Origin of the sequence: Micromonospora palomenae (genome assembly GCF_007829925.1) — a bacterium.
Taxonomy (GTDB): Bacteria; Actinomycetota; Actinomycetes; order Mycobacteriales; family Micromonosporaceae; genus Micromonospora; species Micromonospora purpureochromogenes.
The window spans coordinates 235,979-248,335 of the sequence record NZ_VIXA01000004.1; the positions used below are offsets into that span (position 1 = coordinate 235,979).

The following is a 12,357-nucleotide window of genomic DNA, read 5'->3' on the forward strand; positions in this document are numbered from 1 at the left end:
CAGACATGGCGCTATGGCGGATTCGAGCCACCGTGGACGACCGGCCGGGCTACCTGTCGGTGCTCACGGCGAGTCTCGCGTTGCGGGGGGTCAACATCCTCACCGTGCAGGTGCACACCACCGAGGCCGGGGCGGTCGACGACTTCCTCGTCGACGCGCCGGACGCGGTGGGCGAGGCGGAGTTGGTGGCCGCCGTGGAACGGGGTCGAGGACGGGACTGCTGGGTGGCGCGCAGTGAGGCGCGGGGCCTGGTGGACCAGCCGACCCGGGTGCTCGGGCTGGCCACCCGGCTGGTCCGGGACCCGGACGCGACCGGGGAGATGCTGCGTGCGCTGCTCGGCGCGGACGAGGTGACCTGGCGACCGGCGCCGGCCGTCCCGCACGGCGGTGTCGGCGCGGCGAGCATGCTGGTGGCCGACCCGTGCGGCGGGTCGTACGAGCTGCGCCGGCGGGCGCCCAGCTTCACGCCGGCGGAGTACGCCCGGGCGCAGGCGCTGGTCGAGCTGGCGGCCACCGCGGCCCGCCGGGAGGCCGACCGGGTGACCCTGGTGCTGCCCGACGGCGGGGAGCTGGTGGTCCGCCCGGCCACCGTCGACGACCTGGCCGGAGTGGTGCACCTGCACGAGGCGTGCTCGGCGCGCAGCCGCCAGCGTCGCTATCTCGGCGGGGGCGCGTTGCCGTCGCCGAGCCGGATGCGCCGGCTGCTGGAGCCGAGGCGGGGGACCACCCTGGTGGCGACGACCGGCTCCGGTGCGGGGGAGTCCGTGGTGGCGATGGCCAACCTGCTCGGTGAGGGCGACGAGGCCGAGGCGGCCCTGCTGGTGCGTGACGACTGGCAGCACCGTGGCCTCGGGTCGGCGCTGCTGCGCCGGCTGCTCGGGCAGGCCGGCCGGTCCGGGTACGCGGCTGTGGTGCTGCACGTCCAGGCGGAGAACACCCCGATGCTGCGCACCGTGCGCCGGCTCGGGCGGCCGACGCCGATCGAGCGGGACGGCGCGCTGTTGACCTTGACGGTGCCGCTGGCCGCCCGCCCCGCGGGGCCGGCGCGGCGTGCCCTGCCCCGGCAGGCGGACGCGACCAGCCGGGGCGACCGGGCGGGCTGAGACAACGGTCGTGGCCGTGCCGGCTCGGTACCAGCGGCGGCGCGGGGCGACCTCACCGGCGCCGGGTGGCGTACCACGTCGCCCGGCGCCACTGGGCCGACCTCCGGTGCGGAGGACGGTGAATCGGCAGGGCCCCCGGTGCGGGGGCCCTGCCCATGTCCGGCGTCGGCGGCGGCCCCGACCACGGCGACGCAGGAACGCCGTCACGGCGGGCCGCAACGAACATCGCCACGGCGAGTCGCACGAACATTGCCAGGGCGAGCCGCACGAACATCGCCAGGGCGAGTCGCACGGAACACCGCCACGGCGAGCTGCACGGAACGCCGCCACGGCGAGCCGCAGCGGAACACCTCCGGGTCAGCCGAAGAAGAATCCCGCCCGGCGGTGACCCGAGACGCAGAACCGGTTCCCCTCGGTGTCGGCGAGCACGACGTAGGGCAGCTGGCCCGGTTCCGGCTCGGCCGGGTAGTGCGGCCAGTCGACCCGTTGCGCGCCGAGCGTCACCAGCCGCGCCACCTCGTCGTCGAGGTCGCGATCCCCCGCGTCCAGGTCGAGGTGGACGCGGGGGAACTCGGCCGCCGGGCTGTCGCTGACGTCCATCGCGATCGCCGCGCCAGGGGTCCCGGGTGGCGGCTCGACCACGATCCAGTCGTCGCCGCCGTAACGCGGCGGCCGACGCACGTAGCCCAGGGCCGCGGCCCAGAACCGGCCGGCGCGGCGGTCGTCGGTCACGCCCAGCGAGATCTGCTCGATCCGTGCCATCGACCGAGGCTAGCGCCGCCTCAGGTGGCCGGGTAGCTGCTGTAGTCCGGGAAGTTGCCGTAGAGCCGGCCGTCGCCGCCCTGGGTGACCGCCTGCACCAGCAGGTCGCCGCCGACGAAGGCGCCCTTCCAGGAGGCGCCCCGACCGCCGAACGGCTCCTCCCGGTCGCCCCGGGAACGCGGCTTGTTGATGCCGACCTTGAACGCCTGGAGGTCCACCGCGAGCTTGCCGGCCAGCTCCTCGTCGTCGCAGGCCAGCGAGGCCACCAGCGCGCCGTTGGAGGCGTTCATGGCGGCCAGCAGCTCGTCGGTGGTGTCCACCACGACGATGGTGTCGACCGGGCCGAAGGGCTCGGCGTGCATCAGCCGGGACCGGCCGGGCGGGGCGAGCAGCACCGCCGGTGCCACGTACGCCGAGGTGTCCTGCCCGTCGAGGAAGGGCGCGCCGTCGAGCTTGCCGCGGTGCAGCGGCACGGCGCCGCCGCGTACCGCCTCGTCGACCTTGCGGCGCAGCTCGTCGGCCTTGGCGCCGCTGATCAGCGGGCCGAAGTCCAGCTCGGGCAGCGGGTCGCCGGCCTGCCAGGTCTCGTCCACCGCGAGCGGGTGTCCGAACCGGACGGAGCGCACCACCGGCAGGTACATGTCGAGGAACTCGTCGACCAGGTCACGCTGGACCACGAACCGCGGGTACGCGGTGCAGCGCTGCTTGCCGTACTCGAAGCCCTTCTTCAGGTGCGCGGCGAGCAGGTCCCACTGGGAGAAGTTCCAGACACCCCAGGCGTTGAGGCCCTCCTGCTCGATGAAGTGCCGCTTGTCGGTGTCGAGCAGCGCGGCGGCCACCTTGCCGCCGTTGGACCGCCCGCCGACGAACGCGACAGCGCCGATCTCGGGCGCCCGGACGAGCACCTCGGAGAGTTCCTCGCCACTGCCGGAGAGCAGGGTGGCGGGGAGCCCGGCGCGGCGCATCAGGGCGTGCGCCACGGTCAGGCAGACCGCGCCGCCCTGCGACGGGGTCTTGGCGATGACCGCGTTGCCGGCGAGCAGCTGCACCAGCTCGGCATGGACAAGCACGCTCATGGGGTAGTTCCACGAAGCAATGTTGCTGACCGGGCCGGGCAGCGCCTCGCGGCCGCCGGCCAGCATCCGGTCGATCTCCTCGACGTACCAGCGGACGCCGTCCAGCGCCCGGTCGACGTCGGCGCAGGCGAGCCGCCAGGGCTTGCCGATCTCCCAGACCAGCAGCATGGCCAGCAGGTCACGGTGCGCGGTGAGGGCGTCCAGCGCCTCGCCGACCCGCGCCTTGCGCTCGGCGAGCGGGGTCGCCGCCCAGTCGCGGTGCGCGGTGGCGGCGTGGGCGACCGCGGCGCGCGCGGTGTCGGCGTCCAACCGGGGCAGGTTGACCAGCACGGTGTTGTCGACCGGCGTGCGCACCGCGCTCGGCGTGCCGACCGCCTGCCACTGCCCGGAGACCAGGTTGTGCAGGGTGGTGACGCCGTCGACCTCGGGCCCGAAGGCCTCCGGTGCGGCGGCCACCGCGCGGGCGAGCGTGTCGGACCAGGCGGTACCGTCGGCGAGTCGTAGAGCCATCGCATTCTCCTCAGGGTCGACCGGGGGAGCGGCGGCGTCGACGGCACCGCTGGTGTCGCGTACTGTCCCGCGCCGGAAAGCGGCGCGGCAACAGTACGTTCGTATGCCGGAACGCGAGCCCGCGCCGGACCGGTCCTGACACGACCGTCCGGCCCGCGCAGCCGGGCCTTGACCTGCGCGTACGCGGACAACGCATTCACATGTCTCGATGATGTGATGAATCTCCGGGCGACATCGGCCGGGTTACCCGTCAGTACGCACGGACGCCCCGGACGGATCAACGCCCGACCGAACCGGTGTGCAAACGGCGACCGGCCGCCGGACGAGAAGTCCGGCGGCCGGTCGGGCGCTGAGTCGGATCAGCTGGTGAAGGTGATGTTGTCGCGCCGGCGGCGCAGCATCAGCAGCACGCCGCCACCGATCAGGATGAGCCCGCCCAGCGCGATGCTGCCGGTGGCCACGCCGGTCATCGGCAGGCTGCCCCCGTCGCTGCCGCCGTTGCCGCCCGTGCCCTCCGACGGAGAGCCGGAGGTCGACGGCGAGCCCGACTCCGACGGCGAGCCCGACTCCGTCGGGGTGACCGAGCTGCTCGGGGAGGTCGACTCCGACGGCGAGCCCGACGGCTCCGGCGACTCGGAGGTCGTCGGCGAGGGGCTCGGCGACTGCGTCGGGGCGGTGCCGGCGCAGGCGTGGCTCAGGTTGAACTTGTCGGCCTCGCCGCTGATCGTGGCGGTGCCGTCAACCAGCGTCCACCCGGCCGGGGTGAAGAGGTAGGCGTGGATCATCCGGTCGGTGTTCCCGGCCGGGTAGAGGTGGTCCGGGTAGGCGTCGGTGCTGTCGGGCACCTTCACCGTCACCGTGTTGGTGCCGTCGCTGAAGGTCAGGGTCAGCGTCTCGAAGCCGCCGGACTCGGCGCCGCCGGGGAGCACGAAGTGCCAGCCGTCCTGGCCGGGCGTGCGGCCGAGGAAGCGCTCGTCTTCGCACTCCTGCTTGGCGTCGGCCGCCGTCGAGCCCTTGTGGGCGGGGTTGAGTGGGGCCGTGCTGCTCGCCCAGGCCGGGGTGGCGAAGGCGAGGCAGGCCGTGGCGGCAGTCGCGGTGAGAGCCGCGCGCGCCACGTACCGACGCTGGGGCATGAGTATTCCTCCGGGATCGGTAGAGGGGACGGCACATGATCCCATGCACGGCATCGAAGTGCGACATCGGGCGAACGGCCTGAGCTGGGACGACGTGGCGGATCGGATCCGTGAATCCGGTCAAATGGCGGGCCGTTCGCGGCGTGTCGATGTAACGCAAACGGGACTGTGGACGCTCCGCCGGCCACCGTCCGGCCTTCACAAAGGCCTGATCGGCAGTTTACATTGTCGCTCATCCATGGGAGCGCTCCCGTGCTCTCGATGGCCACCCCACCACCACAGCCGCCGGCGGCGCCCACGTCCCCCCCGGCACCCCGTCCGTCGGGTGTGCGCCGCCGGTGGCGCCACCCGACAGGAGTACCGCCATGCAGCACCCGTACCGGCCCCGCCGGCCGGTCCGCGGCCGGCTCCGCCGCCTGCTCGCCGTCGGCGCCGCGCTGACCACCGGGCTGGCCTTGGCCGTCGGCGCACCGGCACCCGCCCCGTCCGCCGCCGCACCGCTCGGCCCGGACGCCACGCCCGCCTCCGACGACCGCGCGGTCCCCGCCGGCTCGGACGTGCGGACGGGGAGTCTCGCCGCCGCGCCCGCCTTCAACTATTCAGAGGCGTTGCAGAAGTCGCTGTTCTTCTACGAGGCGCAGCAGTCTGGGAAGAAGCCGTCCTGGAACCGGGTCTCCTGGCGGGGTGACTCCGCCCTCACCGACGGCGCCGACGTCGGCCTGGACCTCACCGGCGGCTGGTACGACGCGGGCGACCACGTGAAGTTCGGCTTCCCGATGGCGTTCAGCGCCACCATGCTCGCCTGGGGCGCGGTCGAGTACCGCGACGGCTACGTCGCCTCCGGTCAGCTCCCACACCTGCTCAACAACCTGCGTTTCGTCAACGATTGGTTCGTCAGGGCGCATCCCGCGCCGAACGTCCTCTACGGACAGGTCGGCAAGGGCGACGACGACCACAAGTGGTGGGGCCCGGCCGAGGTCATGCCGATGGCGCGGCCCGCGTACAAGATCGATGCGAGCTGTGGCGGCGCGGACCTGGCGGGGGAGACGGCGGCCGCGATGGCCGCGTCGTCGATGGTGTTCCGGCCCACCGACGCCGCCTACGCCGACAAGCTGCTCGGCCACGCGAAGCAGCTCTACACGTTCGCCGACACGGTGCGGAAGAGCTACCACGAGTGCATCACCGACGCGACCAGCTTCTACCGCTCCTGGAGCGGTTGGCAGGACGAGCTGGTGTGGGCCGCGATCTGGCTGCACCGGGCCACCGGCGACCCCGCCTACCTGGCCAAGGCCGAGAGCGAGTACGACCGGCTCGGCACCGAGAACCAGAGCACCACCCGCTCCTACAAGTGGACCATCGCCTGGGACAACAAGCAGTTCGGCGCGTACGTGCTGCTGGCCAACCTGACCGGCAAGCAGAAGTACGTCGACGACGCCAACCGCTGGCTGGACTACTGGACGGTCGGCGTGAACGGCCAGCGGGTGCCCTACTCGCCGGGCGGGATGGCGGTGCTCGACTCCTGGGGCGCGCTGCGCTACGCCGCCAACACCGCGTTCGCCGCGCTGGTCTACAGCGACCGGACCACCGACGCGACCCGCAAGGCGCGTTACCACGACTTCGCCGTCCGGCAGATCAACTACGCGCTGGGCGACAACCCGCGCAGCTCCAGCTACGTGATCGGGTTCGGCGCCAACCCGCCGAAGAACCCGCACCACCGCACCGCGCACGGCTCCTGGTGGGACAGCCAGACCGTGCCGGTGGAGACCCGGCACACCCTGTACGGCGCGCTGGTCGGCGGCCCGTCGTCGGCCAACGACGCCTACACCGACAATCGGTCGGACTACGTGATGAACGAGGTCGCCACCGACTACAACGCCGGCTTCACCTCCGCGCTGGCCCGGCTGGCCAAGGAGTACGGCGGCAGCCCGCTCGCCGGCTTCCCGATCGCCGAACAACCCGACCTGGACGAGCTGACCGTGGAGACCACGGTGATGCAGGCCGAGCCGCGCGCCACCGGGCTGAAGGCGATCGTCTACAACAGGTCGGCGTTCCCGGCCCGCGCGCTGACCACCGCGAAGTTCCGCTACTACTTCCGCCCCGACGGCACCGGCGGAGTGCAGGTCACCCCCGGCTACACCCAGGGCTGCCCGGCACCGGCCACCGCGCGGCAGTTCTCCGGCGACATCTGGTACGTCGAGGTCGACTGCACCGGGTACACCATCGCCCCGGCCGGGCAGTCGCAGCACCGGATGGAGGTCCAGTTCAAGATCGGCGTACCGGAGGGCGGCACCTGGGACCCGACGAACGACCCGTCGTACCAGCCGACCGCCGGGCCGAACCGGAAGGTGCCGCTCTACTCCGCCGGCACCCGGGTCTGGGGCGAGGAACCCGGACCGGCCACCCCGGACACGACCGCCCCGACCACCCCCGGCACCCCGGTCGCCTCGGCGGTCACCTCGACCGGCCTCACCCTCACCTGGCCCGCCGCCACCGACAGCGGCGGCAGCGGCCTGGCCGGCTACGAGATCACCCAGGCGCAGGTGGGCAGCGACGCCCTGGTCCTGCTCACCTCGACCGGCAACACCCTGGCCGTGACCGGACTGCTGCCCCAGCGGACGTACCAGTTCTCGGTGCGGGCCCGCGACGGCGCCGGCAACCGCTCGCCCGCCTCGCCGGCGGTCTCGGTGACCACCCCGGCCGCGCCCGCGCCGGACACCACCGCGCCGACCGCGCCCGGCACCCCGACCGCCGCCGCGGTCACCGCCACCGGGCTGACCCTCTCCTGGGGGCCGGCCACCGACAACGTCGGGGTCACCGGGTACCGGGTGTACCGGGAGGCCGGCGCGACGGACGCGCTGGTCGGCTCGCCCACCGGCGCCACGCTCGCGCTCACCGGGCTGACCGCCTCGACCGCGTACACCTTCTACGTCGTCGCGGTGGACGCGGCCGGCAACGTCTCCGCGGCGTCCGCGCCGGTCACCGTGACGACCGCGGACCCGCCCGCCGCCGGGGCCTGCACGGTCGGGTACGTCACCAGCGACTGGAGCACCGGCTTCACCGCGAACATCACCATCACCAACACCGGTACGAGCACCCTGACCGGCTGGACGCTCGGGTTCAGCTTCCCGTCCAGCGGGCAGCAGGTCGGCCAGGGCTGGTCGGCGACGTACCGCCAGACCGGCACGGCGGTGACCGCGACCAACCTCTCCTACAACGGCACGCTGGCGCCGGGGGCGTCGACCAGCTTCGGCTTCAACGGGACCCACACCGGCAGCAACCCCAAACCCACCACCTTCACCCTCAACGGCGTCCCCTGCGCGACCGCCTGACGGCTGCCGCACGTCGAGATCTTGGACAGTTGCCGTTCAAGGGCCAGACGGCAACTGTCCAAGATCTCCAGCGGTAGGCGGCTCCGGGTGAACCGGTCCGGCGGGCGGGAGGGGCTGGCTAGGCTCGACGGCGTGCGGGCCGCGGAACGCAGTGACACCGTGCTCTTCGTCGTCTACGACGGGGTACGGCTGCTCGACGTCACCGGGCCGCTGGAGGTCTTCACCGTCGCCAACGAGCACGGCGGGACGTACCGGCCGGTGGTCGCTTCTCCCGACGGCCGGGACGTGGTGAGCAGCGCCGGGCTCCGGCTCGGCGCCGACGTGGCGCTGCCGGAGGTGACCGGGCCGATCGGCACGCTGGTGGTGCCCGGCGCGCCGGACTGGCAGGCCACCGCCGCCGACCGTCCGCTGCTCGACCAGGTCCGCCGGCTGGCGGCCGGCTCGTCGCGCACCGCGTCGGTCTGCGCGGGGGCGTTCACCCTGGCCGCCGCCGGGCTCCTCGACGGCCGCCGGGTGACCACCCACTGGGACCTGGCCGACCAGCTCGCCGCGCACTTCCCGGCGGTCACCGTCGACGCCGACCCGATCTTCATCGCCGACGGGCGGGTGATCACCTCGGCCGGTATCACGGCCGGCATCGACCTGACCCTCGCCCTGGTCGAGGCGGACCTCGGCCCGGAGACGGCCCGCATGGTCGCTCGGCAGCTCGTCGTCTTCATGCAGCGTCCCGGCGGGCAGTCCCAGTTCAGCGTCCGGGCCGCCACCCCGAGCACCCGGCACGACGTGCTGCGGCGGGTGCTGGACACCATCGCCGCCGACCCGGCGCAGCCGTACGACCTGCCGGGGCTGGCGGCCCTGGCCGGGGTCAGCCCGCGTCACCTGGGCCGGTTGTTCCGCACCGAGCTGGGCACCACGCCGGCCGGGTACCTCGACCGGGTCCGGGTGGAGGCGGCCCAGGGGCTGCTGGAGCGCGGTGACGACACCCTCGACGTGGTGGCCCGCCGGGTCGGCTTCGGCTCGCCGGAAACCATGCGCCGGACGTTCCTGCGGGAGCTGGGCATCACCCCCGGCGCCTACCGGTCCCGCTTCCGCACCACCGGGATCGACGAGCGCCAGTCCCCGCCCGCCACCGACGGCCGGGCCGCCCCCGGCGACGTCGCGCCGGGGGCGGCCCCCGCCTGATCGGCCCGGTCAGCGGCGGGCGGCCGGCGTCAGCTCCACAGTCTCCGGCGCGGCAGCCGGGGCGGGGTCGCGCTGGCGCAACGCGACCAGCCCGGCGGCGGCGAGCAGCCCCACCGACAGCCAGAGCCCGACCTCCACCCCGCCGGAGTCGGCGAGCAGGCCCGAGAGCAGCGGGCCGACCGCCTGGCCCACCGAGAAGGCCACCGTCAGCAGGGCGATGCCGGCGGTCCAGCTGCTCGCCGGCAGGGCCCGGCGGGCGAGCACTGTGGCCGCCGTCGGACCGGCCATGAAGGAGCTGCCGAAGACCACCGCCGACACCACCGCCGCGGGCAGCCCGGCCGGCAGCAGCAGCACCGGCAGCACGCCGAGCAGCACCAGCAGGGAGACCAGCGCCGGCGCCCGGCCGCCCGCCAGCCGGCCTACCACCCGCCCCCACACGGTGAGGGTGGCGACCGCCGAGGCGAGACCCAGCACCACGAAGAACGTGGCGACGCCGGGGGTGCCGAGGCCCCGGTCGCGCAGCAGCGCGATCACGAAGGTCAGGTAACTGACGTAGCCGGCGCCGAAGAGCACGTACCAGCCGAACGTCGGGGCGAGCCGGGCCAGGTCCGCGCGGGGCAGCCCGGCGCGGGTGACCCCGGCCACCGGCGCGACCCGCCGCACCGCGACCAGCGCCGGGCCGACCGCCAGCACCGCGACCACGCCCAGCAGCAGCCAGCCGGAGCGCCAGCCGGCGTCCCCGGCCACGGTGAGCGCCGCCGGCACCAGCAGCCCCGAGAGCGCCACGCCCACCCCCACCCCGGCCATGTAGATCGCGACCAGCAGCGCGCCCCGGCGCTGTCCGTCGCCGGTGGCGACCCGGGCGGCCAGCGCCGAGCCGAGGACGAAGGCGACCGCGGTGGTCACCCCGCCGACGAACCGCAGCAGGTTCAACACCGGGTAGTCGGCGGTGGTCGCGGTGAGCAGCAGGGCCAGCGCGCCGACCGCCAGGGTGCCGACGAAGGCGGCGCGGTCACCGAACCGGCGGGCCCAGAACACCGCCGTGCCGGCGCCGATCACGTAACCCGCGGCGTTCGCCGTGTTCAGGCCGCCGGCCTGGGCGTACGTCCAGTGCAGGTCGTCGCGCATGGCCGGCAGCAGCAGCGCGTACGCGAAGCGGGTGAAGCCGAGCGCGACGACCGGCCCAGCGGCCAGGCCGAGCGCGATCAGCGGTTCCCGCCAGCGCGGGGATCGGGACATGGTTCCTCCTTGGTCGGCGGGCTCGTCGACCCGCTGATCAGGTGGAACCGGGTGGGGTGGGTGGGTGATGGCCGGCGTTGCGGACAGCCGACCCTCGGATCGGGACATGCCCGGTCCCGGCCCGGATGACCGGAAGGTGGCTCAGTCGGCCAGTTCGTCGGCGAGCAGCTCCATCAGCAGCGCGTCGTGCCAGGTGCCGTCCTCGCCGCGCTCGTAGCGGCGCATGATGCCGACCGGCCGGAAACCGACCTTCGCGTACGCCCGGATCGCGGCGGTGTTCGCCGCCGCCGGGTCGATGGTGAGCCGGTGGTGGCCGTGCGCGGCGACCAGGTGCCGGGCCAGGGTGCGGATCGCGTCGCCGCCCAGCCCCGAGCCGTGCACCGCCGGGTCCAGGTAGATGTCCAGCGCGGCGTGCCGGTAGTCCGGGTCCGGCTCGGCGTAGTACTGGACCAGGCCGACCACCCGCCCGTCGTGCTCGACGGCGTACGCGATCAGGTCGTCGTCGGCCAGCTCGGCGCGGACCGCCGCGGCCAGGTCGTCGCCGCCGCGCCACCACCGGCGCACCTCGGCGGTGGCGCGGATCGCCGCGAGGGCGGGCACGTCCGCGTCCGTCACCGGTCGCAGGATCACGCTCCGCCCCCGCAGCATCGCCTCAGCCCCGGATCTCGCCGTGCTCGACGCAGGTCGCCGACCAGCCGACCGGCAGCACCTGCACCTTCATCCGGCGGCGGCAGCGCGCGCAGTAGCGCGGCGGCTCAAGCGCCCGGGCCGCCGCGCACGCCGCGTGCGGACCGGCCGTGGCGTCCTCGCCGCAGCGGTCGCACCAGGTCACCGCCGGCTCCACAACGTCGGTCACGGTCGGCCTCACAGCGTGGCGGAGAGCGCCTTGACGGGCATCTTCAGGTCGTCGAGCAGCTGCAGGTCGGCGGTCGCCGGCCGGCCCAGGGTGGTCAGGTAGTTGCCGACGATCACCGCGTTGATGCCGCCCAGCAGGCCGTCCCGGGTGCCCAGGTCACCGAGGGTGATCTCGCGGCCGCCCGCGTACCGGAGGATGGTGCGCGGCATGGCCAGCCGGAACGCGGCGATGGCCCGCAGTGCGTCCTTGCCCTCCACCACCGGCCGGTCACCGAGCGGGGTGCCCGGGCGGGGGTTGAGGAAGTTCAGCGGCACCTCGTGCGGGTCCAGCTGGGCGAGCTGCGCGGCGAACTCGGCGCGCTGCTCCACCGTCTCGCCCAGGCCGAGGATGCCGCCGCAGCAGACCTCCATGCCGGACTCGCGGACCATCCGCAGCGTCTCCCAGCGCTCCTCCCAGGAGTGCGTGGTGACCACGTTCGGGAAGTAGGAGCGGCAGGTCTCCAGGTTGTGGTTGTAGCGGTGCACGCCCATGTCGACCAGCTCGTCGACCTGCTCCTGGCTGAGCATGCCGAGCGACGCGGCGACCTGGATGTCGACCTCGGCCTTGATGGCGGCGACACCCTCGCGCATCTGCTTCATCAGCCGGGCGTCCGGGCCGCGCACGGCGGCCACGATGCAGAACTCCGTCGCCCCGGTCGCCGCGGTCTGCTTCGCCGCCTCGACCAGCGAGGGGATGTCCAGCCAGACCGACCGGACCGGCGAGGTGAACAGTCCGGACTGCGAGCAGAAGTGGCAGTCCTCCGGGCAGCCGCCGGTCTTCAGCGACACGATGCCCTCGACCTCGACCTCCGGGCCGCACCAGCGCATCCGCACGTCGTGGGCGAGCTGGAGGGCGGCGGGCAGGTGCTCGTCGGGCAGGTTCAGCACGGCGAGGACTCCGGCCTCGTCGAGGCCGACGCCGTTCTCCAGCACCTGAGTACGGGCCTGGTCGAGGATCTCTGGCATGGCTCGTACCCTACAAGGCCGCCCCGGGGCGGAGAAACGGCCGAGGTCGCACGCTCGCTGAGCGTCACCGGCACCCCGGTGCGGCGGGCCCGCGCCACGCCGGTGCCGGCCGGGCGGGTGGTAATTTCGCCCGGCGGCACGTTGCTCGCCGACGACCTCCTCC

At 74.0% G+C, this 12,357-nt stretch carries 10 protein-coding genes; 3 read left to right on the plus strand and 7 right to left on the minus strand.

Translation table 11 applies throughout. From position 1 onward, the window contains the following. Positions 1–5 precede the first annotated feature (5 nt). Positions 6–1,103, plus strand: a complete 1,098-nt coding sequence (locus tag FHX75_RS25750) for a GNAT family N-acetyltransferase (RefSeq protein WP_154942933.1) — start codon at positions 6–8, stop codon at positions 1,101–1,103. Between the two features lie 357 nt (positions 1,104–1,460). Here the strand turns inward: FHX75_RS25750 and FHX75_RS25755 are convergent, their stop codons facing one another. The 3 genes from FHX75_RS25755 to FHX75_RS25765 form a co-directional block, all read right to left on the minus strand. Next, positions 1,461–1,865: a VOC family protein gene (locus FHX75_RS25755; RefSeq protein ID WP_154942934.1), complete on the minus strand. Its 405-nt coding sequence runs from the start codon at positions 1,863–1,865 to the stop codon at positions 1,461–1,463. Positions 1,866–1,885: 20 nt separating this feature from the next. After that, a complete protein-coding gene (locus FHX75_RS25760) occupies positions 1,886–3,451 on the minus strand; it encodes an aldehyde dehydrogenase family protein (RefSeq protein WP_154942935.1) in 1,566 nt (521 codons plus the stop codon). 359 nt (positions 3,452–3,810) lie between these two features. Continuing rightward, complete coding sequence (locus tag FHX75_RS25765) at positions 3,811–4,584, minus strand: LPXTG cell wall anchor domain-containing protein (RefSeq protein ID WP_154942936.1); 774 nt, start codon at positions 4,582–4,584, stop codon at positions 3,811–3,813. A 365-nt stretch (positions 4,585–4,949) separates the two neighbouring features. Between FHX75_RS25765 and FHX75_RS25770 the strand changes: the two genes are divergently transcribed. Both FHX75_RS25770 and FHX75_RS25775 read left to right on the plus strand, forming a co-directional pair. Then, complete coding sequence (locus FHX75_RS25770) at positions 4,950–7,913, plus strand: glycoside hydrolase family 9 protein (protein WP_154942937.1); 2,964 nt, start codon at positions 4,950–4,952, stop codon at positions 7,911–7,913. Positions 7,914–8,045: 132 nt separating this feature from the next. After that, the gene (locus FHX75_RS25775) at positions 8,046–9,095 is read left to right on the plus strand and encodes a GlxA family transcriptional regulator (RefSeq protein WP_246158609.1); all 1,050 of its coding nucleotides are present in this window, start codon (positions 8,046–8,048) and stop codon (positions 9,093–9,095) included. Positions 9,096–9,104: 9 nt separating this feature from the next. On the opposite strand, the gene FHX75_RS25780 is transcribed toward FHX75_RS25775, so the two are convergent. The 4 genes from FHX75_RS25780 to bioB all read right to left on the minus strand — a co-directional run bounded on the left by FHX75_RS25780 (position 9,105) and on the right by bioB (position 12,194). Further along, positions 9,105–10,334 (minus strand): YbfB/YjiJ family MFS transporter, encoded by a 1,230-nt coding sequence (locus FHX75_RS25780; protein WP_154942938.1) that lies wholly within the window; start codon positions 10,332–10,334, stop codon positions 9,105–9,107. 141 nt (positions 10,335–10,475) lie between these two features. Continuing rightward, on the minus strand, positions 10,476–10,982 hold the full coding sequence (locus FHX75_RS25785) for a GNAT family N-acetyltransferase (RefSeq protein WP_088963257.1): 507 nt from the start codon (positions 10,980–10,982) through the stop codon (positions 10,476–10,478). 4 nt (positions 10,983–10,986) lie between these two features. Then, positions 10,987–11,202, minus strand: a complete 216-nt coding sequence (gene bsaP / locus FHX75_RS25790) for a biotin synthase auxiliary protein BsaP (RefSeq protein ID WP_154942939.1) — start codon at positions 11,200–11,202, stop codon at positions 10,987–10,989. Further along, positions 11,199–12,194, minus strand: coding sequence for a biotin synthase BioB (gene bioB, locus FHX75_RS25795; RefSeq protein ID WP_154942940.1), 996 nt, complete (start codon positions 12,192–12,194; stop codon positions 11,199–11,201). Before bioB ends, bsaP begins: the two co-directional genes overlap by 4 nt. Positions 12,195–12,357 lie beyond the last annotated feature (163 nt).